22 protein-coding genes and 2 tRNA genes are annotated in these 24,874 nt (G+C 71.7%); 13 read left to right on the top strand and 11 right to left on the bottom strand.

The genetic code is table 11. The features are described from left to right. Positions 1-88 precede the first annotated feature (88 nt). The gene (locus IE313_RS21460; RefSeq protein ID WP_373317034.1) at positions 89-1,459 is read left to right on the top strand and encodes an AAA domain-containing protein; all 1,371 of its coding nucleotides are present in this window, start codon (positions 89-91) and stop codon (positions 1,457-1,459) included. Between the two features lie 135 nt (positions 1,460-1,594). Here the strand turns inward: IE313_RS21460 and IE313_RS21455 are convergent, their stop codons facing one another. Continuing rightward, positions 1,595-2,368, bottom strand: a complete 774-nt coding sequence (locus tag IE313_RS21455; RefSeq protein ID WP_189934854.1) for a class I SAM-dependent methyltransferase — start codon at positions 2,366-2,368, stop codon at positions 1,595-1,597. A 667-nt stretch (positions 2,369-3,035) separates the two neighbouring features. Between IE313_RS21455 and IE313_RS21450 the strand changes: the two genes are divergently transcribed. Together IE313_RS21450 and IE313_RS21445 are read left to right on the top strand one after the other, a co-directional pair. Then, on the top strand, positions 3,036-3,434 hold the full coding sequence (locus IE313_RS21450) for a hypothetical protein (RefSeq protein WP_189934684.1): 399 nt from the start codon (positions 3,036-3,038) through the stop codon (positions 3,432-3,434). 61 nt (positions 3,435-3,495) lie between these two features. Continuing rightward, complete coding sequence (locus tag IE313_RS21445; protein WP_189934682.1) at positions 3,496-3,846, top strand: DUF8844 domain-containing protein; 351 nt, start codon at positions 3,496-3,498, stop codon at positions 3,844-3,846. Between the two features lie 136 nt (positions 3,847-3,982). Here IE313_RS21445 and IE313_RS21440 read toward each other — a convergent pair whose 3' ends face one another. Continuing rightward, entirely contained in the window at positions 3,983-4,573 is a 591-nt protein-coding gene (locus tag IE313_RS21440; RefSeq protein ID WP_189934680.1) for a GNAT family N-acetyltransferase, read from the bottom strand. A gap of 659 nt (positions 4,574-5,232) precedes the next feature. On the opposite strand from IE313_RS21440, the gene IE313_RS21435 reads away from it, so the two are divergent. Continuing rightward, a complete protein-coding gene (locus tag IE313_RS21435) occupies positions 5,233-5,970 on the top strand; it encodes a hypothetical protein (RefSeq protein WP_229924833.1) in 738 nt (245 codons plus the stop codon). Continuing rightward, positions 5,961-6,034 (top strand) — tRNA-Lys (locus tag IE313_RS21430). Before IE313_RS21435 ends, IE313_RS21430 begins: the two co-directional genes overlap by 10 nt. A gap of 154 nt (positions 6,035-6,188) precedes the next feature. Here IE313_RS21430 and IE313_RS21425 read toward each other — a convergent pair. After that, positions 6,189-7,781 (bottom strand): M6 family metalloprotease domain-containing protein, encoded by a 1,593-nt coding sequence (locus tag IE313_RS21425; RefSeq protein WP_189934852.1) that lies wholly within the window; start codon positions 7,779-7,781, stop codon positions 6,189-6,191. Between the two features lie 1,178 nt (positions 7,782-8,959). Between IE313_RS21425 and IE313_RS21420 the strand changes: the two genes are divergently transcribed. Next, positions 8,960-10,744, top strand: a complete 1,785-nt coding sequence (locus IE313_RS21420) for a putative bifunctional diguanylate cyclase/phosphodiesterase (protein ID WP_229924842.1) — start codon at positions 8,960-8,962, stop codon at positions 10,742-10,744. Between the two features lie 213 nt (positions 10,745-10,957). Here the strand turns inward: IE313_RS21420 and IE313_RS21415 are convergent, their stop codons facing one another. From IE313_RS21415 to IE313_RS21405, 3 genes are all read right to left on the bottom strand, one after another. Continuing rightward, entirely contained in the window at positions 10,958-12,067 is a 1,110-nt protein-coding gene (locus IE313_RS21415) for an LLM class flavin-dependent oxidoreductase (RefSeq protein WP_189934676.1), read from the bottom strand. Between the two features lie 286 nt (positions 12,068-12,353). Further along, positions 12,354-13,091, bottom strand: a complete 738-nt coding sequence (locus IE313_RS21410; RefSeq protein ID WP_189934673.1) for a maleate cis-trans isomerase family protein — start codon at positions 13,089-13,091, stop codon at positions 12,354-12,356. A gap of 90 nt (positions 13,092-13,181) precedes the next feature. Continuing rightward, positions 13,182-14,021, bottom strand: coding sequence for a maleate cis-trans isomerase family protein (locus tag IE313_RS21405; RefSeq protein ID WP_189934671.1), 840 nt, complete (start codon positions 14,019-14,021; stop codon positions 13,182-13,184). 358 nt (positions 14,022-14,379) lie between these two features. On the opposite strand from IE313_RS21405, the gene IE313_RS21400 reads away from it, so the two are divergent. Continuing rightward, positions 14,380-15,336, top strand: a complete 957-nt coding sequence (locus IE313_RS21400; RefSeq protein ID WP_189934669.1) for a D-2-hydroxyacid dehydrogenase — start codon at positions 14,380-14,382, stop codon at positions 15,334-15,336. A 135-nt stretch (positions 15,337-15,471) separates the two neighbouring features. Then, positions 15,472-16,953, top strand: a complete 1,482-nt coding sequence (locus tag IE313_RS21395; protein WP_189934667.1) for an amidase — start codon at positions 15,472-15,474, stop codon at positions 16,951-16,953. Positions 16,954-17,487: 534 nt separating this feature from the next. Here IE313_RS21395 and IE313_RS21390 read toward each other — a convergent pair. After that, positions 17,488-17,991, bottom strand: coding sequence for a DUF3830 family protein (locus IE313_RS21390; RefSeq protein WP_189934665.1), 504 nt, complete (start codon positions 17,989-17,991; stop codon positions 17,488-17,490). A 95-nt stretch (positions 17,992-18,086) separates the two neighbouring features. Between IE313_RS21390 and ehuB the strand changes: the two genes are divergently transcribed. The 5 genes from ehuB to IE313_RS21365 all read left to right on the top strand — a co-directional run bounded on the left by ehuB (position 18,087) and on the right by IE313_RS21365 (position 21,586). Continuing rightward, positions 18,087-18,992, top strand: a complete 906-nt coding sequence (gene ehuB, locus IE313_RS21385) for an ectoine/hydroxyectoine ABC transporter substrate-binding protein EhuB (protein ID WP_189934663.1) — start codon at positions 18,087-18,089, stop codon at positions 18,990-18,992. Further along, positions 18,989-19,738: an ectoine/hydroxyectoine ABC transporter permease subunit EhuC gene (ehuC, locus tag IE313_RS21380; protein ID WP_189934661.1), complete on the top strand. Its 750-nt coding sequence runs from the start codon at positions 18,989-18,991 to the stop codon at positions 19,736-19,738. The genes ehuB and ehuC overlap by 4 nt, the downstream gene beginning before the upstream one ends. Continuing rightward, entirely contained in the window at positions 19,735-20,385 is a 651-nt protein-coding gene (ehuD, locus tag IE313_RS21375) for an ectoine/hydroxyectoine ABC transporter permease subunit EhuD (protein ID WP_189934658.1), read from the top strand. Before ehuC ends, ehuD begins: the two co-directional genes overlap by 4 nt. Continuing rightward, on the top strand, positions 20,375-21,190 hold the full coding sequence (ehuA, locus tag IE313_RS21370) for an ectoine/hydroxyectoine ABC transporter ATP-binding protein EhuA (protein WP_189934656.1): 816 nt from the start codon (positions 20,375-20,377) through the stop codon (positions 21,188-21,190). The genes ehuD and ehuA overlap by 11 nt, the downstream gene beginning before the upstream one ends. Before the next feature lie 319 nt (positions 21,191-21,509). Continuing rightward, positions 21,510-21,586 (top strand) — tRNA-Lys (locus IE313_RS21365). 158 nt (positions 21,587-21,744) lie between these two features. Here the strand turns inward: IE313_RS21365 and IE313_RS21360 are convergent. The 4 genes from IE313_RS21360 to IE313_RS21345 all read right to left on the bottom strand — a co-directional run bounded on the left by IE313_RS21360 (position 21,745) and on the right by IE313_RS21345 (position 24,872). Next, entirely contained in the window at positions 21,745-22,113 is a 369-nt protein-coding gene (locus IE313_RS21360) for a tyrosine-type recombinase/integrase (RefSeq protein WP_189934654.1), read from the bottom strand. Between the two features lie 620 nt (positions 22,114-22,733). Next, on the bottom strand, positions 22,734-23,135 hold the full coding sequence (locus tag IE313_RS21355) for an Imm32 family immunity protein (RefSeq protein ID WP_189934652.1): 402 nt from the start codon (positions 23,133-23,135) through the stop codon (positions 22,734-22,736). A gap of 434 nt (positions 23,136-23,569) precedes the next feature. After that, positions 23,570-24,016, bottom strand: coding sequence for a hypothetical protein (locus IE313_RS21350; RefSeq protein WP_189934650.1), 447 nt, complete (start codon positions 24,014-24,016; stop codon positions 23,570-23,572). A gap of 307 nt (positions 24,017-24,323) precedes the next feature. Next, complete coding sequence (locus IE313_RS21345; RefSeq protein ID WP_189934648.1) at positions 24,324-24,872, bottom strand: hypothetical protein; 549 nt, start codon at positions 24,870-24,872, stop codon at positions 24,324-24,326. Positions 24,873-24,874 lie beyond the last annotated feature (2 nt).

The raw sequence follows: 24,874 nt of genomic DNA, 5'->3' as shown, positions 1-24,874 counted from the left end.
GACATCCGCCGGAGTCCCACCGGCAGGCGCACCCACCCGTGGCACGCCTGCCGGTGGGACTCCGGCCGGCCGGACATCCGCCGGTGGAGTGGTCGCCGTTCCCGGCCTGCCACCGCGCCGCGCCGCGCGGCCCCCCGTCGACCCGGCGACCGCTGCGGCCCGCGCCACGGAGGCGATCCTCCGCGACACCCTGCACGGCACGGCCCGCGGCGTGGTGGTCGACTCGCCCCCGGGCGCGGGCAAGTCCACCCTGGTGGTGCGCGCCGCGCTGGAACTGGCCGCCGCGGGCCACCCCCTGATGGTGGTGGCGCAGACCAACGCCCAGGTCGACGACCTGGTGCTGCGGATCGCCGAGAAGGCTCCCGACCTGCCGGTGGGCCGGCTGCACAGCAGTGACGCCGATGCCTACGACAAGGCGCTCGACGAACTGCCCCAGGTGCGCACCGCCGCCAAGGCGTCGGAACTCGCCGGCCTCGGCATCGTCATCTCGACGGCCGCGAAGTGGGCGCATGTCAGGGGTGTCGAGCCCTGGGGGCACGCGATCGTCGACGAGGCGTACCAGATGCGGTCGGACGGACTGCTCGCCGTGGCCGGCCTCTTCGAGCGTGCGCTGTTCGTGGGCGACCCCGGCCAGCTCGACCCGTTCACCCTCGTCGGCTCCGACCAGTGGGCGGGACTGTCCTACGATCCCGCCGCGAGCGCCGTTTCGACCCTGCTCGCGCACAACCCCGACCTGCCACAGCACCGACTGCCGGTGTCCTGGCGGCTCCCGGCGTCCGCGGCCCCCCTGGTCTCGGCGGCCTTCTACCCGTACACCCCGTTCCGCAGCGGCACCGGCCATGGCGAGCGGGCGCTGCGGTTCGCGGTCACGTCGGACGGCTCGGGCCCGGACCGGGTGATCGACGAGGCGGGGGCATCCGGCTGGGGACTGCTCGAACTGCCTGCCCGGCACACCCCGCGCACCGATCCCGAGGCTGTGCACGCCGTCGCCCAGGTCGTGCGCCGGCTGCTGGAACGCGGCGGCACGACCGTCTCCGAGCGCGCACCGGAGCCCGTGCCCCTGACAGCCGACCGCATCGCCGTGGGCACCGCCCACCGCGATCAGGCCGCGGCGGTGCGGGCCGCGCTCGCCGCGCTCGGCGTCACGGACGTGACCGTGGACACGGCCAACCGGCTCCAGGGCCGCGAGTACGACGTCACCGTGGTCCTGCACCCGCTCTCCGGCCGTCCCGACGCCACCGCCTTCCATCTGGAGACAGGCCGTCTGTGCGTACTGGCCTCGCGCCACCGGCACGCCTGCATCGTGGTCTGCCGTGCGGGGGTCGCCGATCTGCTGGACGACCATCCCTCCATGGAGCCGGTGCAACTGGGCGTCACCATCAAGTTCCCGGACGGCTGGGAGGCGAACCACGCGGTGCTGTCGCACCTGGCGGAGCACCGCGTGGCCACCGCGCCGTGAGGTGCCGGGCGACCGGCTCCCCGTGGCCCGGTCGGCTCCGGTGCATCGCCCGAGCCGACCGGACCCCTCCGCTCAGGGGCCCATGCCGATCGTCCCCCGCGCCTCAACGGCCTTTCGCCGTCCGGACCAGGCCCCTCAGCGGCGCTCCGCCACGATCAGCTCATGGAGGTACCGCTTGGTGATCCGGCCGCCGTGCTGGTCCTCGATCAACCGGCCGAGGCAGTCGAACAGGCCCCGCAGCGCCGGGGCGGGCAGGGCGCGGTGTCCCGAGTAGGTGTGCAGCACGGCCAGGTACTGGGCGGTGGTGTAGGTGATCTCCTGGGGGTGGTGGTGGACGGTGACGGGCCCGAAACGGTGTGAGCGGGTCAGCTCGGCGGTGTCCGTACCCACCTCGGTCTCGGGTTCGAGGCGCAGGCCGGGCGGGGTGGCAGGGTCCCAGCGCTCGTAGCAGTCCTGGGCCCGGGCGAAGAAGTCATTGCTGCCTCCTGCGACGTGGTGGGTGGTGACGAGGGCGAGCAGGCCGCCCGGGCGCAGCGCGTCCGCCGCCCTGTCGGCCCGCGACACGGGATCGAGCCAGTGGAAGGCCGTGGCGCTGACGGCGAGGTCGAAGGGCCTCGGGGGCAGCGGCCACCGTTCGAAGTCGGCGACCTCGACGCGGGCGGCCGGGAAGGGTGCCAGATGGCGCCGGGCCACCGCGGCCAGGGAGGGGCCCAACTCCACGGCGGTGATACGGCATCCCGTCCTGGCCAGGGGCACGGTCAGTTGCCCGGTGCCGGGGCCGATCTCCAGCACCCTGCTCTGCGCGCCCAGCCCGGCCCGTGCGGTCAGGTCGTCGACCAGGGCGGGCGGATAGCGGGGCCGGGCCCGGTCATAGCCTTCCGCGTCCTCGTTGAAGGTGTCCCGCAGCATGTTCCTGTGCCTTTCTCGTGGTGCGGCTGTGGTCAGCGGAACAGCCTTGCCGTCGGCGGGCACCTGCGCCACGGAAATACGGTGATGCCGGAACGCCGGCGCCGGGGCGGCCCTTGCACCCCTGCGGTACCGGCGCCGATTGCCCCCGCGGCCGACCGCTTCGGCCACCCCGCCACCTGAGGACCCCGCACTCGGGGACCCGCCACCCGCACTCCCCACCATCCGCGTGCCTCGCCGCCGCATACCGCGCCCCACCACAGCTTTCCTCCCCCGCTTGCGCGCCGGCCCCAGCCCCGGTCACGGGCTGCTCTCCTGCACCGGCTTCGACATGCCGACCGGCGTACCGGGCCCTCCGGCAGTCACCGATCCCCTGCCCTTCGATGGTGAGCCCAGCGAGCGCCCGGCACCATGAGGTTCACCGCACACCTGGGACTGCGGAAAACCTCAATCCCCCTTGGGAGGGGGAGGGAGGAAAGGAAGACAGGCAGGCCGACAGTGTGGCCGACAGGCGACAAGCGACACGCGACACGCGACACGCGCCAGACTGACAGGCCGACAGGCCGACAGGCCGACAGGCCGACAGGCCTACAGGCCTACAGGCCGACACGCAGGATGAGCCCGCCTCGGCGGGGCGCGCCGCGTCGAGTTCTTCGCCGAGGACACCGAAGTGGCCTGGCCGAGGGCTGCCCACGAGGTGCGCGTCAGCACACCGAACGGTGGCGTGCACGTCAGCACGCTGGACGAAGTCGCGCACGTCAGCACGCGGAACGGCGGCGTGCACACCGGCGCGCAGGACTTGGCCGCGCCGGTCGGCGCGGGCGGCCCGGAGCAGGGCCGCGCGTCGGCCGCCCCGGTGTACACGGTGCAGGTACGAGCGCACACGGTCCTGCGGGACGTCGCCCTCTCCTCCGACCGTCTCGATCCCGACGCGGCGGTCGACGACATGCTGGTCACGCTGCTGCCCGGCGAGAGCATGCAGTTCCGGGTGACGGGCGCGGAACTGGACAGCCCCGAGGCCCTGGGACGTCCTCCGGTGCCCCGCTGCGTCGACGACTCGGGGCGGTGAGGCGGCAGGTACTTGCGGGGCGCGGGACAATGGACGCGGAACCGACGCTAGGAGGAGAACCATGGCGGAGCCCGAGCGGCCCCGTAGCGCGCCACGTCTGCGCCCCGCCCCGCTGCTCTTCGAGCCCGCCGCGGCCGCCGCGGACCCGGAGCACTTCTTCGACCTGGAGTCCATAGCCGATCCCAGGGAGCTGCTGTCCCGCGCCACCGAGCTGACCCACGCCTTCCGCGCGGCCACCGACCGGGCCATGGAGTACCAGGCCATGGCCGCCGCCCAGCTCGCCGACCCGCGTCGCTTCGACCGGCTCACGCCCGATGTGATCGCCGAACGCGCCGGCTGGACCGACGACTACGCGAAGAAGATGATCGAGTTCGGCCGTGAGCTGATGCGGGGGCCCGACGACCTCGGCTGAGCCGCGGGCGCGCGGGAAGAACCCGCCGTGACCGTACCAGCGCGCACAGATGCCCGGCCCGGGGCCCGCCCGCACCACGCGGCACGACCGCCCGCACCACGCGGCCACCCCCGCCCCACACGGCCACCGCCCGCCGCTACCGGCCGTGCCGTGACGGCGCGCGTCCGGTCGTACCGGTGCCGCAGGCGTCCTCGCCCGGGTGCACCCAGATCAGGCAGTCGTGCCGGGTGTCCCGCGCGGCGTCCTCGTGCACGTGGTCGCGGCAGTGCAGGGGCAGGCGCCCTTCGAAGCGGTAGCCGGTGCGCCGGGCGAGGCGCAGGGACGGCTCGTTGCCGGGGCGGATCTCCAGCCAGATCCGGGACACGCCGAGGGACGTGTGCGCCCACCGGGTGGCGGCCCCGACGGCGCGGGACGCGATGCCGCGTCCGCGCTCCTCGGGCCGTACCCAGTACGCGAGCTCGATGCCGCCGCAGTCGTCCGGCATCAGGCCGACCGCGCCGAGCAGCCGGGAACCGCCGAGAACGCCGACGGAGAACCGGTCCCCCGCACCGGGGTCCCAGGCCGCGAGCGCGATCTGCCCGTCCAGCAGGGAGTACGGCCCTGCGGGACGGGCGCCCCACAGCGACCGCGCCGGTTCCCCGCTGGTCGCCTCGACCAGCAGGGCCGCGTCCTCGTCGGTCAGCACCCGCAGGCGCAGGCCGTCGCCGAGATCCAGATCAGGGTCCATGGCCACCATTGAAGACCCGCGCCGGGCCCGGGACCAACGCCCGCTGCCGGCAACGGTACGGGTGCGGGCGCCGGCCGCCGCGGGGAAGGGCACGGGCCCCGGCGCCCCGCCTGCGCGCACGCGTTCGTGCCACCGCGACGGCGAACGGCGGCCGGTCGGCGTGCGCCGGCCCCGTCCCGGTGTCCGTGCGGGCTGCCCGGGCGCGGTGGGCGACGGTCTCCGGACGGGGCGCCCCCAGCAGGCGGACGGGGCCCCCAGCAGGCCGCGGTACGTGCCCCGCCACCGCGACGGCGCGTGCGGCCCGTCCCGTGCCCCGCGGGACGGTGTGCGGCAGCTCTCCGCCTGCGGCTCGACGTGCTCCATACACCCTTCCCGGGCGGGTCCGCGCGACACGGTGATCCTAAGTCGCCAAGTCGTCCGCCCACCGGAAGCCGTGACCGCCGGGGCACCCGACGCGAGGAGGGCATCCGGCACCCTGGCCTGCCGAACCCCCGAGGGCCCGTGCACCAGTGGGCCACAGGGCCCTCACGGCCCAGGATGCGCCCAGCACGATCTTCCGGCATATGCCCGCGGGCACGATACTCCCCGAACCTCCACCTTGTCTTGAAATCTCGGAACTCACAGGAGCCGACTGCTCACGCACGGTAGACATGGCTCCCATGAGCAGCCCATGGCACGCGTCCGCCCCCGGAAGGCCCGAACCTGCCCGGCCTCATCCCGGCCTCCACGGCGACCAGGGCGGCCCCGGCCACCACGGCGTCCTCGACCCTCCCGGGGACCCCGGCCTCCACGACACCCCCGATGCCCTCGACGACCGCCTCCACCGGTCCGGCACCTGGGAGGTCACCGGCGAGGGAGCCGCCTGGCTCGTCTCCGCAGGAACGTATCCGCACAGCACCCTGGCCCGCTGGGCCGACAACCCCACCGCCTCGCTCGTACTGCCCTGCGGCGCCGCCTTCGACGTGGTGAGCACCCCGGCCGCCTTCGGGCACCGGATGCTCGACCTGCTCCGCGGCGAGGGGCCGGGGTCGGGGCCTGTCGCCGCGCACCGCGGGCGGGTGCTGCTGTTCGCCGCGCCCGGCACCGCCCACCGGCTGCCGTCGCTGCTGCGCTGGGAGGAGTGGGGTGCGGCGGGCCGGGGTCGCACGGCGCCGCCGCTGCTCTGCCACGGACCCGGCGACGCCGTCACCGTGCCCCCGCTGGCCCCCGGCGCGGCCCCCGGGGCACGCTGGCTGGTCGCCCCCGGCTCCCGCAGACCGTGGCTCCCGGGGCCCGAGGTCCTGCTCTGGGCCTGCGCACGCGCGGCCCGCGCGGCGGACGGCGGCGCGGTACGCCTATCGATTTTTCCTCGCGCCGACCAGGGTGCTAATGTCTACGACGTCAGCAGGCGCCGCTAGCTCAGTTGGTTAGAGCAGCTGACTCTTAATCAGCGGGTCCGGGGTTCGAGTCCCTGGCGGCGCACAGACAGTGAAAGGCCCCTCGCCCAGCGCGAGGGGCCTTTCGCGTGCCCCGGCCCCCGCCTCGCCCGCCGTCCCGTGCGCCGGCGCCCCCTGACCCCGCAAGCACCTGCCGCGCCCGCCACTCCGTCGCCGCACCCCGTCGGCCCCCTGTCACCTCACCCCGTCGTCACCCGCACCCGCCAGCCGCCCGACTTCGTCCGGGGCCCGACCTCCAGGTCGATCCGCACCCGCTCGTCCGGCACTCGGAAGTGCTCACCGGTGCGGACGGGGGCGTCCGCGAGCGGCGGGTACACGGAGTCGCCCCAGCAGGCCGCCGTGGCCGGATGCGCGTCGACCACCTCCACAGGGCCGCCGCCGGACGCCGTCCCGCTGCGCACCCGGTACACGAGCACGCCCTGGGTGCACGTCGACCGGTCGTTGCCCCGCGCGCTGCGCGCCTCGAAGGCGATGGCACTGGTCCGGCCGGTGCGGACCACCACGAGCCGGGCAGGACGCGCGGCCCGCGCACCCTCGGCCGCCCGGCCGCCCTCGGCACCGCCCGGCCCCGGCGGTCCGGCCGGACCGCCCGCACCGGCACCCCTGCCCACCCCGACCGTGCCCGCGACCGCACTCCCGCCCGTACCGGTACTCGCACCCGTATCCGCACCCGGGGCCGAACCCGCGGCCGCGGCGGCCGCGAGCGCGGGGCCCGGACGCCGGGGAGGCGCCGACAGCGGCGCCAGGTCGACCCGGGTGCTGCCACCGCCCTCCACGCAGACCACCTGGCGCGGGTCCAGCCAGCCGAGCTTCCACTTGTGCCACCCGAAGAAGTCCGGCGCGAGACCGAACTGGCTGCCCATGACGTCCCAGTCCCCGACGTACGTGTCCCAGTCACCCTTGCCGTCCGAGGGGCGGTGGTAGAGGTCCGGCAGATCGAAGACATGTCCCGTCTCGTGCGCCAGTACATTCCGATCCGGAGGATGCCGCTCGAAGACGGTCACGATGCGTCGCAGGCTCGTACCGTCGACGCTGAACGGCTGGTCGAAATTGACCACCTTCGTTGCGTCGGAGTCAACACCGGGGGCATCCGGGTCGGCCACGAAGTAGACGAGGTCGAACCCCCCGAAGTCGACGTGCCGGTCCGCCGCCGCCACCGCGTCCCGCAGGTACTCCGTGCGGTGCCCGGCGTCCCAGTCACGCCGTATCCGGTACGCGGTGGACGGCTTGGGCATCCGGATCCAGGTGCGGTGCGGATGGGGGCGCAGGGTGAAGCTGCCGTACGAGGCGCGCTCGTAGAAGCGGCTGGTGGCGGGGAAGTAGTCGGCGAGCAGTTCGGCGGGCGTGGTCTGCGGGCGGGCGTCGGGGAAGGACAGGAAGACGAGCAGCGCGTCGACCGTCCTGCGCGGGCGCGGATAGGCGGCGTTCCAGGTGTCGAGGCCCTCCGAGTGGTGGGCGCGGGTGCGCTCCAGCGCACAGGGCGCCGGCTGCCTGCCGGCCACCGCGGGCCCGGCCACCAGCGAGGTGGCGGCGAGCGCGGTCAGTGCGGTGATCGCAGCCCCGGTGCTGCGCAGCCGCCGCTCGGGGCCCCGCGGCTCGTCGTCGCCGCCTCCGCCACCGCTGCCGCCGCCGCGGCCCGCGTCGTTACCGCCGCCCCCGCCGCCCAGCGCGAACGGCTCGGCGGGGCCGCCGGACCACCACCCGTCCGGGCCGTGGACCGCGCCCACGGCGCCGTCAGCCGGTCCCCCCGGGCCGCAGAAGGGCTCGGCCATCTCCCTGGAGTGGAGCGGACGCGGCACGGCTACCTCCGGGCACGGATTTCGGGGACACCGCACCCAGCGTGATGGCGTTTGTCAGATTTTGTCCTGTTGGGCTGACCCGCCCGGGTGAGCAGAGGATGACTCTTTTGGCACTCACGGAACGTCACAGCCGGTCGAGGACCGACAAAGCCGTAGCGGTGGCCGGGCAGGACCGGGCGGGAACGATCCGGCGATGAACGGACGAGGAACCGTTCCGGATCGTGCGGGGCGCGCCTGGCCGGGCGATGGCTGGATACGCCCCGGAACGCGCTCTATGATCGGCACACTTTCCTGCGCGGACCCGGCCGAAGCGGCCCACCCGACCACCGGCCCCGTCCGCCGCGAGGCGATACGGCGGGACCTGGGGCACCGGGAGTTTCTCCCAGGCCCGTGGGGCCCTGGGGGAGCGACCTGTACGACATCGACTGCACTACGACGCACTGCGGGAGCAAGCGGTGAGCGGAAAGCCAGAAGGACCGGCCCCTCCGGCCGACCTCGCCCACCGGACCGTCATGGAACGCCGCACCCGGGACCTGCACGGCGGCCCCGGGCCGAGCGCTCCCGCGGGCGCCCGCGCAGGCGGGCCCCGCGGCGGCGCCGAGTCCCACGAGGACGCGGAGCCGCGCGATACGGAGCCCCACAGTCCCGGGGGCCGCCAGACCGACGGCCCGGCCCCGCCCCCCGACGCCGCCGCACCGCCCGCGACCCCGGCACCCACCCCCCCGCCGGCGCTCCCGGACCCGGCCGCCGATGCCCCGGAGCCCTCCGCTTCGGCCACCGCCCACCCGGCACCCCCGCAAGCGGCGGCCGCCCTCCCGCCGCACACCGACCCGGCGGCCCCCTCCCCCCCGGGCACCTCTCCGGCCCCGTCGCCCGCTTCCCCGCCCGGCACACCCGGCACACCCGGGGCCCCGGCGCACCCCACCGCTCCCGCGCCGGGCACCGCCACCGGTCCGGGCACCGCCGCGCACCCCGGCGGCGCGCAACCGCGAGCCGCGCGCCCGGACGCCGTGCCCACCTCCGCGCGGCCGTCGGACCTCCCGGCGCCCCAGGCGGCCGAGGGCACCCCCGCGGGCGGTCGCCCGGCCCCCGACCCCGCCCTCCACCCGGCCGCCCTCCACCCGGCCGCCTTCGACGCCGCGCCGCTCGCGATGGCCGTGGTCGACGGCCGGGGGATCGTGGTGCACCCGAACGCTGCCTTCACCCGGATCTTCGGTACCGACCGCGGCGACCCGACCGGCCAGGTCGCCGCGGACCTGCTGAACCTGGCGTCGGACAACCGGACCTGGCACGCCTACCGTGCCGTGCTCGGCGGCCGGGAGGGCGGGCTGCGCTGCACCCGGCGCCTCAAGCACCCCGAAGGGCACTCGCTGTGGGGCCAGGTCACGGTCGTCCCGCTGCCGCCGGGCGGGGCGCCGCGGGAGACCGGGGGCGCGGTACTGCTGTCCGTCCTGGACATCAGCGCCCACCGCGAGCACCAGGCCAGACTGCGGCACCTCCAGATGCACGACCCGGTGACCCGGCTGCCCAACCGCACCCTCTTCTTCGAGCGGCTGACCGCCGCCCTGGAACCGGGCCGCCACGACCCGGGCGGGGCCGGCCCGCAGGACGCCCGCACCGCCCGCCCCTCCCCCGCCCCGCACCGCCCGCACCCCGCACGTTCCCCCCACAGCGCCCACGAGGACGGCGGTACCGGCCGGATCGGGCTGTGCTTCCTCGACCTCGACGGCTTCAAGGCGGTCAACGACACGCTGGGCCACCGGATCGGCGACCGGCTGCTCACCGCCGTGGCGGAGCGTCTGACGCGCTGCGCGGACCAGGCGGGCCGCGGCCGCGTCGGCATCCCCCTGGTGGCCAGGCTCGGCGGCGACGAGTTCGCCCTGCTGGTGGAGGACTCGACCGGCACGGAACAGCTCGCGGACCTCGCCGAGTCACTGCTGCACGCCTTCCAGGAGCCCTTCGACCTGGGCGGGCACAGGCTCACGGTCTCCGCCTCGATCGGTGTGGTCGAGCGGCGGGTGGCGGACACCACGGCCACCGGTCTGATGCAGGCCGCGGACACCACGCTGTACTGGGCGAAGGCCGACGGCAAGGGCCGCTGGACGCTCTTCGACCCGGAGCGCAACGCCCACCGCATGACCCGCCAGGCGCTGTCCTCGACACTCAGGGCCGCGGTCGAGCGGGGCGAGTTCCTCCTGGAGTACCAGCCCCTGGTGGGCCTCGGGGACGGCGGGCTGCACGGGGTGGAGGCGCTGGTGCGCTGGCGCCATCCGCAGTTCGGGGTGTTGACGCCGAATCGGTTCATCGGACTGGCGGAGGAGGACGGCTCCATCGTGCAGCTCGGCCGGTGGGTCCTGCGCACCGCGTGCCGCCAGGCCCGCCGCTGGCAGCTCGACCACCCGGACGTGCCCCCGGTGTACGTGAGCGTCAACGTCGCCGTGCGCCAGGTCTGGGACTCCGACCTGGTGGCCGACGTCGCGGAGATCCTCGCCGAGACCGGACTCGCGCCCCGGCTGCTCCAACTGGAGCTCACCGAGTCCGCGGTGATGGGATCGGCGGGCCGCCCGCTCCAGGCGCTCAGCGACATGGGCGTGCGGATCGCCATCGACGACTTCGGCACCGGGTACTCCAACCTCGCCTACCTGAGCAGGCTGCCGGTGTCGGTGCTGAAGCTGGACGGCTCCTTCGTGCACGGCTTCCGCTACGAGGAGGGGGCGCACCCCAATCCGGCCGACGAGGTGATCGTCGAGGCCCTGGTCCAGCTCGCCCACCGACTCGGCCTCACCGTCACCGCCGAGTGCGTGGAGACCTCGGGCCAGGCGGACCGGCTGCGCCGCATCGGCTGCGACACGGCGCAGGGCTGGCTCTACTCACGCCCGGTGGCACCGGAGCGCGTCTCGGACATGCTGACGGCCGGGGTGTGCCCGCGGGCTTGAGCCCAGGGCGCGCCCGAAGACCGGGGCGCGCCCGAAGGGGCACGCGCCCGGGCGCGTGCAACCGCGCGGCAGACCACGGCGGGACTCCCGGCCGGTGGCGGTGCGCACCCCCGCGCACCGCCGCACCCCGCACTGCCCGCACCCCCGCGCCCCGCGCCCGGCCCGGGGTGAGCCCCCGGCTTCGGGGGCGGCACGGCAGTCGCCCGGGCGCGCTCAGGGCGCCGTCAGCCCGTAGGCGTCCGCGATCAGCTCGTACGAACGCACCCGGACGTCACCGCTGTGCGCATTGGCCGTGATCATCAGCTCGTCGGCGCCGGTCCGCTTCTGCAACTCGTCGAGGCCGCTGCGGACCCGGTCCGGCGTGCCGTGGATGACGTTGGCGTTCCAGTCGTCGATGAACTCGCGCTCGATGGGGCTGAACGCGTACGCCGCAGCCTCCTCCGGAGTGGGCACCAGGCCGGGCCGTCCGGTGCGCAGCCGCACCATGTTGAGGGCCGCGGCCAGCACCTGGCGGCGGGCCTCCTCCTCGTCGTCGGTCGCCAGCGCCGAGACGCCGATCAGCGCGTACGGCTCGGCCAGCACCGCGGAGGGCGAGAAGGACTCGCGGTAGAGGTCGAGCGCGGGGACCGTGTTGCGCGCCGAGAAGTGGTGGGCGAAGGCGAACGGCAGCCCGAGCATGCCGGCGAGCCGGGCGCTGAAGCCGGACGAGCCGAGCAGCCAGATCGGCGGCCGGGCCGGCGACTGCACACCGCCCGCCGCGTTGGCCTGGACGGGTCCCGGCACGGCGTGGATACGGGAGTACGGATGCCCGTCGGGGAAGTCGTCGTCCAGGAAGCGGGTCAGCTCGGCGAGCTGCTGGGGGAAGTCGTCCGCGCTCTCGTTCAGGCGGTCGGCGCGGCGCAGCGCGGCCGCGGTGGCGCCGTCGGTGCCGGGTGCGCGGCCCAGCCCCAGGTCGATCCGGCTCGGCGCGATGGCCTGGAGGGTGCCGAACTGCTCCGCGATGACGAGCGGTGCGTGGTTCGGCAGCATCACACCGCCGGAGCCGAGCCGGATGCGGTCGGTGTGGGCGGCGAGGTACGCCAGGATCACGGCGGGCGAGGAGGACGCGACCCCGGGCATCGAGTGGTGCTCGGCCACCCAGTAGCGGTGGAAGCCGCGGCCCTCCGCCAGCCGCGCCAGTTCGACACTGGTGCGCAGCGCGTCGGTCGCGGTGTGGCCCGCGCCGACGGTGACCAGGTCAAGGACGGACAGCGGCACGGGGGCGGTGCCCCTGCTGTGGCCGACGATCTCCTCGGACGGCTGGGCGGGGTCGCTCGCGTTCAACGGGTGTGCCTCCTGTGCGTGCGTCTGTGGGCTGCGCCCGCACGAACAGGAGGCCGACTCCGTTTTATTCCCGCGCCCCTGCCCGAGCGCGCGCCCCTGACGGGCGGCGGGAACCGCGCGACCACCTCGCGGCGCCTTCCGCACCCGCCCGTGCCCCGGGACCACCGGAGGCGGGCAGGTGCGCCCGCGGGGCCGCACCGGTGGACGGCCGCCACGTCCGCGGGGGCGGGCGGCCTTCCCGCCGCCGTCGAGCACCGGCGGCGTCCACGGCACGCCGGGGCCGGCCTCAGACCGTGACCTGGACCAGCGGCTCCTTGGTGAAGAGAGCGCCCATCGACGGCGCGTTGACCCGCCGTCCGGCGAGCCGCAGCGCCTCCCATGCCGTGACCTGGTTGGCCGTGAGGACCGGCTTGCCGAGGACGTCCTCCAGCTCCGGCAGGTGGGCGACCGTGTGCAGGGCCGTGTCGGGCAGCAGGACCGCGTCCGCGTCGGGGTGGTCGCCCGCCCGGGCCAGCGCCAGCACCTCCTCACGCCCCCAGGTGCCCACCTCGGCGGCGGTGATGATGCCGCTGCCGCGGGTGGTCAGGACCTCGACCCCGCCGGCCTTCAGGAACTGCGAGAACAGCCCCGCGACGTCCTCCGGGTAGGTCGCGGCGATCGCCACCTTGGCGGCCTCCATCTCCTGCGCCGCGTGCAGGAACGCGAAGGACGTGCTGGACGCGGGCAGCCCCGCCGACTTGGCCAGGGACCGCACCTGGTCGTGCGCGCCCTTCCAGCCGTACACGAAGCTGGCGCTCGTGCACGCCCATACGACGGCCTCCGCGCCGGACAGCCGCAGCTCCTCGACGCCTGCGGACAACCGGTCCGCGGAGCCCATCTCCAGCAGCGCGTCGACACGGTGCGCATCCTCGCCGATGTCCGTGTGGACGACGGTGAGCCGGATGTCGCTGCCGATCAGTTGCTCCATGCGCGGGTAGTCGTCCTCCGCCGAGTAGCCGGGATAGAGGAATCCCAGTGCGGTCACGTCCAGCCTCCTTCTGCGGGTACTACGTCGGGTGGGGCCGCCCCCTGTCCGCGCCGGGGAACGGCGCCCGGCACGGTCTGCCGCCTGCCCTCACGCCCAGCCTCCCTCGGCCTCGGCCGTGGGGGGCGCCTCCGGCAGGGCCGGGGTGCCGCCGGCGGGGGCCGGCGGCGGGTCGAGCTGCAGGGCGCCCGGCCTGGCGCCGGGGTTGAGCAGCGCCTGGTAGGGCCCGACCGCACTGGTACCCAGGTGACGCAGCGCGGCCCACATGGTCACCTGGTTCGCGGACAGCACGGGCATCTGGAGCTCGGCCTCGAGCTGCGGGATGACGTCGTACGTCGGGAGGTTCGTGCAACTGATGAAGAGCGCGTCCGCGGTGCCGGGGACCGCCTGCCGTGCCATGTCCACCACATCACGGTACGGCACCTTCCAGATGTGCCGGGTCAGGCCGAGCCCGGCCCGCCCCGTGACCTGCACTCCGGCCTCGGCCAGATAGTCCTCCAGGGCACCGGTCACCGAGTCGGTGTACGGGGTGACCAGGGCGATGCGTTTCGCCGAGACCTCCGCAAGGGCCTCGAGCAGCGCACCCGAGGTGGTGAGCGAGGCCACCTCGCCCGCGCGGTTCATCGCCTCGCACATCGCACGCTCGCCGGCGGTGCCGCCCACGAAGCTGCCGGAGGTGCAGGCGTAGGCGATGACCTCGGGCTCGGCGACGCTGAGCGCCCGGACCGCCTCCTCCAGGGTCTCGTGCTCGCTGACCATCCGCGCCAGGTCGAGGCTGACCTCGACGGGCACGAACGGCGTGCGGGTCAGATACAGCGATATCTCGTCCGGAACCCAGCGCCAGAGTTCACGGTCGAGCGCGAAGTCAAAAGGGGCGACGATCCCCACACCGCGCTGAGGGTGGGGTCCACCCATGATCGAGACGTCCATTGCAAGCCCCAATTCAAATCGAGCCAGGAAGGAGCATTGAGGTGCGACGGCCGGAGCCGGATTGACACCGAGAAAGGAGATCACCGGAGGACCACCGGACTACCAGTGTGGAACACCCGCGGAGCAAACAGGAGCCGCAAGATCACAAAGGCGTCGGAGAGCCCCGTCGGAGCTCCGGGGAGAAGAAGACCGGCACACGCCGGGACGTCGGGACGGGGGTGTGCACGGAACCCACGAAAGGGATCCGTGTTGACGAAGGTAGGTTCGGCTGCCAGCGTGGTCAATCCGCATATTCCAGACGGCCTCGGCCGACACTGACCAGGGAAGCGGAACGCCGTTGCAGAAGGGTTTCATCCCGATGTCCGAAGCCGCTCTTCCCACCCTCCTCGTCCTGGGTGCCGAGCCGCCGCCGCGACTCGGCGGGCTCACCGGGCGCGTCCGGATCCAGTTTGCCGACGCGACCACCCTCGCCGCCCAACTGCCCAGCGCAGACGTGTTGTTGGTGTGGGACTTCGCCTCTCACGCAGTCCGCTCGGCATGGCCGGGCGATGGCCCCCGACCACGCTGGGTACACACGGCGAGCGCCGGTGTGGACCATCTCCTCAGCCCCGAGCTGGCCGCCTCGGACACCGTGGTGACCAATGCGCGGGGCATCTTCGACCAGCCGATCGCCGAGTACGTCGCCGGCCTCGTCCTGGCGATGGCGAAGGATCTGCCAGGCACTTGGCGTCTTCAGGGCCACCACGAGTGGCGGCACCGCGAAACGCAGAGAGTGGCCAGAAATCATGCTTGTGTGATCGGCGCGGGCCCCATCGGGCTCGCCATCGCCCGGACCCTGGAGGCGCTCGGGATCACCACGGCGGTGGTGGGCCGCACTCCCCGGCCCGGTGTGCGCGGTGCGGACGACCTCGGTCCGCTGGTCGCGGCGGCCGACTGGGTGATCAGTGCGGCACCGCTCACGGACGCCACCCGGGGCATGTTCGACGCCCGGTTCTTCGGGCTCATGCGGCCCTCCGCGCGGTTCGTCAACATCGGGCGCGGGCCCCTGGTCGTCGAGGCGGACCTCGTGGAGGCGCTGGAGAAGCGGTGGATCGCGGGCGCCGCCCTCGACGTCTTCGAGGAGGAGCCGCTGCCGCCCGGCAGTCCCCTCTGGGACACCCCGGGCCTGCTGGTGTCCCCGCACATGAGCGGTGACACCATCGGCTGGCGGGACGACCTCGCGACCCAGTTCGTCGAGATGTACGAGCGGTGGGAGGCGGGCGAGCCGCTGCCGAACGTGGTCGACAAGGAGCGCGGCTATGTACGCGGTGCCTGACCCGGGGGCCCGGCCGCCCCGCACCCGGCGCCCGGGCGGCGCCCGCGACCCGGGCGGTACCGGCGGCCCGGGCGGTACCCGCGGCCCGGGCGGGTACGGGGGACAGCAACGGCACACCGGTATGAGGGAGAGCGGATGACCGAGCTCACAGACCTGACCGCCACCCGGCTCCTGGAGGGCTACCGGGACGGCACGCTCAGTCCCGTCGACGTGGTGGACGCGGCCCTGCGGCGGTGCGAGGACGTCCAGCCGGTCGTCAACGCCTTCGTCCGCATCGAGCCCGACCAGGCCCGTGAACAGGCGCGGGCGTCCGCCGAGCGCTGGCGCCGCGGGGAGCCGCAGGGCCTGCTGGACGGGGTGCCGGTGACCGTCAAGGACATCCTGCTGCTGCGCGGGGCGCCGACCCTGCGCGGCTCGATGACCGTCAGCCCCGGGGGCGCCTGGGACGAGGACGCGCCGTCGGTGGCGCGGCTGCGCGAGCACGGCGCCGTCTTCCTCGGCAAGACGACCACTCCGGAGTTCGGCTGGAAGGGCGTGACGGACTCGCCGCTGTCGGGGGTCACCCGCAACCCGTACGACCCCTCGCGCACCGCCGGCGGGTCGAGCGGCGGCAGCGCGGCGGCGGTGGCGCTGGGCGCGGGCCCGCTGTCGCTGGGCACGGACGGCGGCGGCTCGGTGCGCATCCCGGCCTCCTTCTGCGGCATCTTCGCGCTCAAACCGACGTACGGGCGCGTGCCGCTGTACCCGGCGAGCGCCTTCGGCACGCTGGCGCACGTCGGCCCGATGACCCGGGACGCCCGGGACGCCGCCCTGATGATGGACGTGATCAGCGCGCCCGACGCCCGCGACTGGTCGCACCTCGGGCCGGCCCCGAGCAGCTACCTCCAGGCCCTGACCCGGGCGGAGGACGGCACCGACCTGCGCGAGCCCGGCAGCGCCCTGCGCGGACTCCGGGTGGCGTACGCGCCGACGCCGGCCGGGTACGCCGGGGTGCAGCCGGCGGTGGCCGCGGCGGTGGAGCGCGCCGTGCGCCGGCTCGCGGAGCTGGGAGCGGTCGTGGAGGAGGCCGACCCGGGCTACACCGACCCGGTGGAGGCCTTCCACACCCTGTGGTTCAGCGGTGCGGCCCGCGTCATCGAGCCGCTGGGCGTCGCGGAGCGCGACCTGCTCGACCCGGGCCTGCGCGAGGTCTGTGCGCAGGGCGCCGGGTACAGCGCGCTGGACTACCTGGCCGCGGTCGACGTCCGGATGGACCTCGGCCGCCGGATGGGGCGCTTCCACGACACCTACGACCTGCTGGTCACGCCGACGCTGCCGCTGACCGCGTTCGAGGCGGGGCGGGAGGCGCCGGCCGCGGGAGGCGCGGGAGGCGCGGCGGGATCCGGGCCGGGGGCCGGGGACGGGCGGTGGACGAGCTGGACGCCGTTCACCTACCCGTTCAACCTGACCCAGCAGCCGGCGGCCTCCGTGCCCGTCGGCACCGACGAGGCCGGGCTGCCCATCGGCCTCCAGATCGTGGCCGCCCGGCACGCGGACGCCCTCGTGCTGCGGACGGCCCACGCGCTGTACACGGCGGGGGTGGCGACCTCGGGGACGGCGCCGGTCGCGCACTCCTGATCGCCCGGCGCGCCCGTTGATCGCCCGGCGCGCCCGTTGATCGCCCGGCGCGCCCGTCCGCTCGTGCGCTGGACCGGTGCGCTCCCCGCTGGACCGGTCCGCTCGTGCGCCGGACCGGTCCGCTCGTGCGCCCCGCCGCGCCGGGTCTCTCGTCCGCCGTGCACCGGCGTCGTGCGACACGCGCCGTGCGACGGGGACGGGGACGGGGACGGCAACGGCAACGTGCGATCGTCCGCGGTGCGCCCGTCCGGCCGCCCGCCCGCCGGGTCACCGGGCCCCCGGAGCACCGGGGCACCGGGGCTGAACCGCCGCCGGACGGGCGCACCGGAGCCGCAGCGACGAACCCGCACCGCCGGGCCCGGGCCAAAGGGCCACCGAACCCGCACCGCGGAGCCCGGACCACCGGACCACCGGACCACCGGACCACCGGACCACCGGACCACCGGACCACCGGACCACCGGACCACCGGACCAGGTGCGGACCACGTGTGGGGGCCCGCACCGGCAGTCCGGCCACATGCTATGTGAGATACCTCACGCCCGCCGGAACGACAGGGTCTCCCCCAGCGCGCCCGCCCGCCACAGGTCCTGGCAGGCGTCCGCCATCCGGTCGAGCCCGTCGACGACCTGCCCCCAGACGATCCCGGGGATCCACCCGAGGTCCCCGTTGAGCAGGAGGTTGTTGCGCTCGTAGAACAGCGCGAGGTCGACCATGACGGCACCCGCCTCGACACCCGCGTCGGTGCTCGAATACCCGTACGCCTGGCTGCCCAGTTGCGTGCCGTTGAAGGAGAAGTAGCAGAGGTCGCCCGGAATGGGAGTGACGGTCGGGTTCTCCAGGGGCGGCTCCTTGTCGGTGAACGGGGAGAAGAGGGCGTAGATCTCGTTGCGGGCGTACTTCGCGTGATAGACGTCACCGCCCAGCGGCAGCGCCTCCCACACGGCCGCGCAGGTCAGCGGCGCCCGGTCGTCGAGCAACTTCGCCGTGCACGTCACGCCACGCTTGGCCAGGGACACCTCGATGAATCGATCAGTCATGAACTCATCGTGCCCTCCAGGTCAAGACCGCATCACCTGCAACGGGGCTAAAAGCGATCGGCATACCTTGCATGAGATGGGGTAGCCGCGCGCCCATGGCTCCGACTCCGGAAAGAGAAAACCGACGAGAACCAGGCGGCATAGGGCGCCGGACGCTCCTTGCGGGCGCGGCGGCGCTGGGTACTGCCGCCGCCGTGGGGGGTGCGGCGGGCTGTGCCCGGGTGGACGAGGGCAACGCTCTGGAACGGCTGCGCTCCCAAGGCGTGGTCCGGCTGGGAATAGCCGGTGAGGTGCCGTTCGGCTACATCGACGAGGACGGCAATTTCACCGGGGAAGCCCCCGACCTGGCAAAAGTGATCTTCAAGAGACTGGGGATCGACCGGGTGGTACCGGTCGCCACGGAGTTCGGCTCGCTGATCCCGGGCCTGAACTCCCAGCAGTTCGACGTGGTCTCCGCGGGGATGTACATCAACAAGGAACGCTGCCAGCAGGTCATCTTCGCCGAGCCCGAGTACCAGATGCTCGACGCCTTCATCGTCCGCAAGGGCAACCCGCTCAACCTGCACGACTACAAGGACGTGGTGAAGGCCAAGGCGAAGTTCGCCACCGGCACCGGGTACGCCGAGATCGACTACGCGGAGCAGGCCGGCATCAAGCAGAGCGACATCGTGATCCTCCAGGACCAGGTGGCCGGTCTGAACGCGGTCGAGTCCGGCCGTGTCGACGTCTTCTCCGGCACCGCGCTCACCACCCGGATGGTGGTCAAGAAGAGCACGAAGGCCGAGGTCACCGCGCCCTTCGCGCCCACGGTCGACGGCAGGAAACACATCGACGGCGGAGGCTTCGCGTTCCGGCCCGTGGACACCTCGCTGCGGGACGCCTTCAACGTGGAGATCGCCAAGATGAAGAAGAGCGGCGAGCTGCTGCGCATCCTTCGGCCCTTCGGCTTCACCGAGAAGGAAATGACGAAGCTCACCGCGAAGGAGCTCTGCGCCCAATGACCACGGGACTGTGGCAACACTGGGTCCTGCCCGGTATATGGATCACCGTTCAGCTAACGGTCTACAGCGCGGCGCTGGCGGCGGCCGTCGCCTTCGGTGTCGGCATGGCCCGCACCCACCACCTGCGGATCGTCCGGTTCCTCGCGGGTTTCTACACCGAGATCTTCCGCGGCACCTCCGCCGTGGTCCTGATGTTCTGGATGTTCTTCGTGCTGCCGCTGCTGTTCGGCTGGCAGCTCGTCCCGATGTGGGCGGCGGTGCTCGCCCTCGGCCTGTCCTACGGGGCGTACGGGGCCGAGGTCGTACGCGGTGCGCTCAACTCGGTGGCGACGGCGCAGCGCGAGGCGGGGGTAGCGCTCAGCTTCACACCGTGGCAGCGGATGCGGCTGATCATGCTGCCGCAGGCCGTTCCCGAGATGATCCCGCCGTTCAGCAACCTGCTGATCGAACTGCTCAAGGGCACCGCACTGGTCTCCCTGCTGGGCATCGCGGACACCTCGTTCGCCGCGTACCTGGTGCGCCTGGCCACCCAGGAGAGCGCCAAGATCTACTCGATCAGCCTGGTCATCTACTTCGTCCTCGCCTTCGTCCTGTCCCGCGGCATGCGGGCCCTGGAACGCAAGACCAAGGCGAACATCGGCCGGCCTAGTGAGCCCGGCCTGCTCAGGAACCTCTCGCTGCGCCGCTCCTCCGATGACGCGGACGAACGCCTGAAGGACCTGACGGAGACCGGAGGTGTCGCATGAACTGGGATTGGTCGGCCGTCGGTGACTTCCTGCCGCGTTTCTGGGACGGCGTGCTCACCACGCTGGAGGCGGTGGCACTCGGTTCCGTGATCTCCTTCGCGGTCGGTCTGGTGTGGGCGTTCGCCTACCGCGCACCGACCCGCCTCGTCCGCTGGCCGGTCGGCGTCGTCACGGAGTTCATCCGCAACACGCCGCTGCTGGTCCAACTGTTCTTCTTCTACTACGTCCTGCCGGAGTGGGGCATCGAGTTCAGCGCCCTGACCACCGGCATCCTGGCGATCGGGGTGCACTACTCGACGTACACGATGCAGGTCTACCGTGCGGGCATCGAGGCCGTGCCGCCCGGGCAGTGGGAGGCGGCCACGGCGCTCAGCCTCCCCACCCGCCGCACCTGGACCGCGGTGATCCTGCCGCAGGCGATCCGCCGCGTGGTGCCGGCACTCGGCAACTACGTGATCTCGATGCTGAAGGACACACCGATGTTCATCGGGATCGGCGTGCTGGAGATGCTCGGCCAGGCCCGTCTGCAGGGCGCCGACACCTTCCGCTACGTCGAGCCGCTGACCGTCGTCGGCGTCGCCTTCATCGTCATCGCCTATCCGGCATCCCTTCTCGTACGAGCCCTGGAGCGTCGTCTTGTCCGCTGACACCTCACCCAAGAACCTGGACGCCAACCCGCCGGTGGACGGCAGCGAGCTGATCCGCTTCGACAAGGTCACCAAGCGGTTCGGCAGCAATGTCGTCCTCGACGAGCTGGACTTCTCGGTCGCCTCCGGCAAGCACGTCACCCTGATCGGCCCCTCGGGATCCGGCAAGACGACGATCCTGCGCCTGCTGATGACCCTGACCAGCCCCGATTCCGGCAGCATCAAGGTGAACGGTGACTATCTCACCCACGAGCAGCGGAACGGCAAGCTGGTGCCGGCGGGCGACAAGCACATACGCGAGGTCCGCAAGAACATCGGGATGGTCTTCCAGCAGTTCAACCTGTTCCCCAACATGAAGGTGCTGCGGAACATCACCGAGGCTCCGGTGACCGTGCTCGGCCTGTCCAAGGACGAGGCGGAGGAACGGGCCCGCGAACTGCTCGACATGGTGGGCCTCGGCGACCGCTGCGACGCCTACCCCACCCAGCTCTCCGGCGGCCAGCAGCAGCGGGTGGCCATCGCCCGGGCCCTGGCCATGCGTCCGCAGGTCCTGCTGCTCGACGAGGTCACCTCGGCCCTCGACCCGGAACTCGTGGCGGGCGTCCTCGACGTCCTGCGCGACATCGCCCGCACCACCGACATCACGATGCTCTGCGTCACCCACGAGATGAACTTCGCACGGGACATCTCGGACCGGGTCCTGATGTTCGACGCGGGGCGGGTCATCGAGTCGGGCTCGCCGGACAAGATGTTCACCGAGCCGGAGCACGAGAGGACCCGGGAGTTCCTGAGCGCGGTGCTCTGAGGAGGCCCGTGGGCTCCCACGGCCCACGGCCCCCGGCTTTTCCGTGGGCTCCCACGGCCCACGGCCCCCGGCCTCCCCGTGGGCTCCCACGGCCCACGGCCTTCGGGGACGGGAGGTGCCGCCGGTCCTCCCGCCACGCCCACCCGCGACGGCTCCCCCGGCTCCCCGACCGCCCCGGTCCACGGCCTCCGACCTGCCGTGCCCTCCCGAGGCGAGCCCGGAGGCCCCACCGGCCGACGCAACGGCACGGCCTCCCCAACCCCACCCCACATGGTCAGGAGCACCCCCGCGGACCAGGTAGTATTTCCTTTGTCAGCAGGCGCCGCTAGCTCAGTTGGTTAGAGCAGCTGACTCTTAATCAGCGGGTCCGGGGTTCGAGTCCCTGGCGGCGCACCAGCCTTCACCGGGCTGACTTGGGCGTTCTCGGTTTCCGAGAACGCCCACTGACGTTTCTAGGGCGCGTATGGGTCCGAAATGGGTCCGTGTGCGGGAGATGCGTCGGCGGGGCATTAACTGCTCGGAATCGCATGTCCCCACTCTGTGCACAGCGTGCATCAACGACCGAGGTCCTCCGACAAAAGCACCTCACCGCCCACACCCCCACGTGTGGCAGGAGGCGTGGGCGGTGGGCCGGCACCCATCGGATGGGGCACTAGCTGCGGACCGCGCGAGGTCAGAGGCGGCGCAGGCGCGTCGAGACTGTTGCGGTGACTGTTCTGTTGGAGTCCCGCGGCCAGAATCACGCGGGCGACGGCGCCCGCGGCGTGGTGTTCGACCTCGTCGGCCACGCTCGTGTACGTCTCGCGGGTGAGCGTGGAGGAGGAGTGGCCGAGCATCTCCTGGACCACTTTGACGTCCACTCCTGCTGAGAGGGCGTGGGTGGCTGCGCCGTGGCGCAGGTCGTGCAGCCGGATGGGCGGCAACCCGGCTTCTCAGACGAGCTGCTTGAACTGTCCGGTCACCCAGCCGGGATGCAGCGGAGTCCCGTCGTCACTGGTGAAGACGAGGCCGCTCTCCACCCACCGCGTCCCCTGAACCAAACGCTTCTCCCTCTGTCGCCGACGGTGCACGGTCAGGACAGTTACGGTCAGCGGGTCGAGGGCGATGGTCCGTTCTCCTGCGTCTGATCGCTCAGGTCCGAGCCGTACCGGGGCCGGCGCCCTGGGCGGTCGGCTGCGTTCCCGAACCGATCAGCGAGACAGTCACACCCAGGAGTAGACGGACTGGACCCGGCATCCGTGACCACGCGACACTTCGATCACAGGGCCTCTTGCTCCTCTCTGGACTCGACATCCGCAAGCTACCAAGAGGCCCTTCTTCCATGCATCCGCACCGCCACACTCACCCAGACGCTGCCCCTGCCCGAACCGCACCGACCACCGAACAAATAGAGAACAGTCAGGTAGGCATCCTCAGCAACGCCCTCCGCGAACCTGGCCGACCCACCGTCCGGCCCCACGACGGTGACGAACCACCACTTGGTGCAGCACCCATCCGATGACGTTGCCCGACATGGAAACAAGGCCAGTTACACCCAGCCGCTTCATGGCACCTGCACTGCATTGCAGTCAATGGCAACAACCAGCGATCCCGACCCCCCAGTTAGATAGTCATGTTCCGGAAAATAGTCCACATGTAGGTGGTCGCTCTGATCCGCCTCCAAAGCGAAGCCTTCGATGTTCTCAGCAAGGAGAGAAAGGAATAGCAGTCTGCCTTCTACGTCCAGAGCCTCACCACGCTCGGAAGAAGAAATCCTTACCTTCCCACTCGCTTGGCGAATTTCGATGCGCAACAACGATCTGCTGTAAGGGAATGGATCTGGCACCTTCGCCAGGAGGGTTTTTCCGTCACCGCTACGCAGCTTTCGACCCAAGGCCATCAGTTCGGAGCGGGTTCCAGACAGCTCCAATTCCCCTGTCGAATCGTCGCGCAATACTTTCATCATCACGTCTCCGTCAGTGACCTATGGCCAGTAGTCACCCGGCCGGATAGTGGATGGATCTATACCGGTGTGCGGGTCCTTGAGCGGGCCACTAGCTAGTAACCGTCTTTCTATTGATCTGAGTTTCCAGATTCAGGTGCGGCCCCAGTTTCTGAACGTGAGGACTATTGGGGTTCACATCAAACCGTGCAATCTTCCTCACCGCCTTACCGGGCTCATCAGTCGTCACGCTCATGAACTGAACTCCGCCCGCCGAGCAGCCGAGCAGCAAGGAGCCCCGCACCGTCACTACGGTGCGGGCCTCCGTCCACCGCTGTCACCGTCAGCCCTGCCGTCAAACCAGCCAAGAGGCTCGCCGGAACTACCTTCGACCGGGAACTCATGGCAAGCCGTACAACAATACATAAAAAGCATGCATTACTGCGACAACTGCCCCCTCAACTCCCATGCATTCCCCAACAACGGATTCTTGCAACGCGCCGAAGGAACGGATTTCCTTCAAGCCCTGGATGAGTCGACAGGATCTCACCCGTGGCCGAATCAAGCAATGCAGAAACGGAATTATGATATTCCAGAACGGAAATTAAGGCGCTTTCCTCGACCCGATCCGAAGCGATTCTCAAACCCTTCGAGTCCCGGATGAAGTACATACGGAAAGAGCCAGTGGACGACTGAATTTGAGATCCTCGATGAGCCTGCAGCTCCCGGCAGCCAAGATTCAGCATCAGGCAATAATCAACTAGGGTCTGATTTGGCTCATCCACCCCAAAATTGATTCCGTTCACAATAAAGGACACGGCAGCCCGAAAGAGGTCGAAGGTGAAGGCGCTGGCGCTGACCTGCTCCCACTCGACCTGCCCCCCGAAGAGTCGGTAGGGGTCCATCCAGCGGACCAGGAGGGATCTCCACCTCTTCGCTCAATGCTGAACTCAATCACCGGGGGGACTCCTCAGCCACGCCCACATAGGTGTCACCGCTACGGTTTACGCCCACGTCGCCTCCGCTCGAGCGCGACGCCATCGACCTCCTCGACGACGCCCTCCGAAGTCCTGCCGAGACCATCGAGCAGCCCGACGACGGCGACGAACCACCACTTTGTGCAGCTCCCGTCCGCTGACGTTGCCGTCAACTACTGCCGTCAGACGCCACAGCGGCCCTACCGGAAGATATCCGGTAGCGCCCTACTATTCCCTAGGGGCGCTCGAACGTTTCTACCTTGGTGCGATATCCAGAACGCTCTCGTGAATCTGCAAAAATCTCCACAATGAAGTCAGGAAGAGCATTAGGAGCGGGCTTTCCATCGCTCCCCCGACTGCCTGGTTCTGCCTGCCAGTCCAGCAGATGCACAACAACTGCATACTGGCCACTATCGAGAGAGATCCCAACGGTTTCGGCTCCCGAGTAGTTCCCGACACCTTCAAGACCGCCGAGCTCAAGCTCGCCATCAGAAATGAGTAGGTAGGGCTCCGAAGAAACGAGCAAATACTCCCTCTCTCTCTCGCTCAGCTGCCCGGGAGACTCCACGCCTCGCACTGTCGCCTGAAAAGCTCCGCTTCCACCGATGTTGAGGGGAACGAAGGCACCATCGGAGATCTGGCGTGAGAGGGCGGAGTCTTCAGCAATCTCGTCCTCCCACTGGTCCAGCTCGCTGACGTGCGCGAAGACACTTGTGCGCCAGATGCCGAACATGCCGGCATCGGTCGCTACAGCGCGGGAGACGTTCAGGTCTCGCAACTGCATGG

Source organism: Streptomyces sulfonofaciens (genome assembly GCF_014656295.1).
Taxonomy (GTDB): domain Bacteria; phylum Actinomycetota; class Actinomycetes; order Streptomycetales; family Streptomycetaceae; genus Streptomyces; species Streptomyces sulfonofaciens.
Note: the sequence above shows the minus strand (reverse complement) of the source record. Positions and strands in the feature narration are given on the sequence as shown.

Bases quoted from the DNA above. Each gene is read 5' to 3' on its own strand.
- IE313_RS21445 (WP_189934682.1), top strand. From the start codon at position 3,496: ATGGCGGAGCCCGAGCGGCCCCGTAGCGCGCCACGTCTGCGCCCCGCC.
- IE313_RS21405 (WP_189934671.1), bottom strand. From the start codon at position 14,021: ATGGACGTCTCGATCATGGGTGGACCCCACCCTCAGCGCGGTGTGGGG.
- IE313_RS21425 (WP_189934852.1), bottom strand. From the start codon at position 7,781: ATGGCCGAGCCCTTCTGCGGCCCGGGGGGACCGGCTGACGGCGCCGTG.
- IE313_RS21390 (WP_189934665.1), bottom strand. From the start codon at position 17,991: ATGACTGATCGATTCATCGAGGTGTCCCTGGCCAAGCGTGGCGTGACG.
- ehuC (WP_189934661.1), top strand. From the start codon at position 18,989: ATGACCACGGGACTGTGGCAACACTGGGTCCTGCCCGGTATATGGATC.
- IE313_RS21420 (WP_229924842.1), top strand. From the start codon at position 8,960: ATGGCCGTGGTCGACGGCCGGGGGATCGTGGTGCACCCGAACGCTGCC.
- IE313_RS21345 (WP_189934648.1), bottom strand. From the start codon at position 24,872: ATGCAGTTGCGAGACCTGAACGTCTCCCGCGCTGTAGCGACCGATGCC.
- IE313_RS21440 (WP_189934680.1), bottom strand. From the start codon at position 4,573: ATGGACCCTGATCTGGATCTCGGCGACGGCCTGCGCCTGCGGGTGCTG.
- IE313_RS21435 (WP_229924833.1), top strand. From the start codon at position 5,233: ATGAGCAGCCCATGGCACGCGTCCGCCCCCGGAAGGCCCGAACCTGCC.
- IE313_RS21350 (WP_189934650.1), bottom strand. From the start codon at position 24,016: ATGGACCCCTACCGACTCTTCGGGGGGCAGGTCGAGTGGGAGCAGGTC.
- IE313_RS21455 (WP_189934854.1), bottom strand. From the start codon at position 2,368: ATGCTGCGGGACACCTTCAACGAGGACGCGGAAGGCTATGACCGGGCC.
- IE313_RS21395 (WP_189934667.1), top strand. From the start codon at position 15,472: ATGACCGAGCTCACAGACCTGACCGCCACCCGGCTCCTGGAGGGCTAC.
- IE313_RS21400 (WP_189934669.1), top strand. From the start codon at position 14,380: ATGTCCGAAGCCGCTCTTCCCACCCTCCTCGTCCTGGGTGCCGAGCCG.
- IE313_RS21355 (WP_189934652.1), bottom strand. From the start codon at position 23,135: ATGATGAAAGTATTGCGCGACGATTCGACAGGGGAATTGGAGCTGTCT.
- ehuD (WP_189934658.1), top strand. From the start codon at position 19,735: ATGAACTGGGATTGGTCGGCCGTCGGTGACTTCCTGCCGCGTTTCTGG.
- ehuB (WP_189934663.1), top strand. From the start codon at position 18,087: ATGGCTCCGACTCCGGAAAGAGAAAACCGACGAGAACCAGGCGGCATA.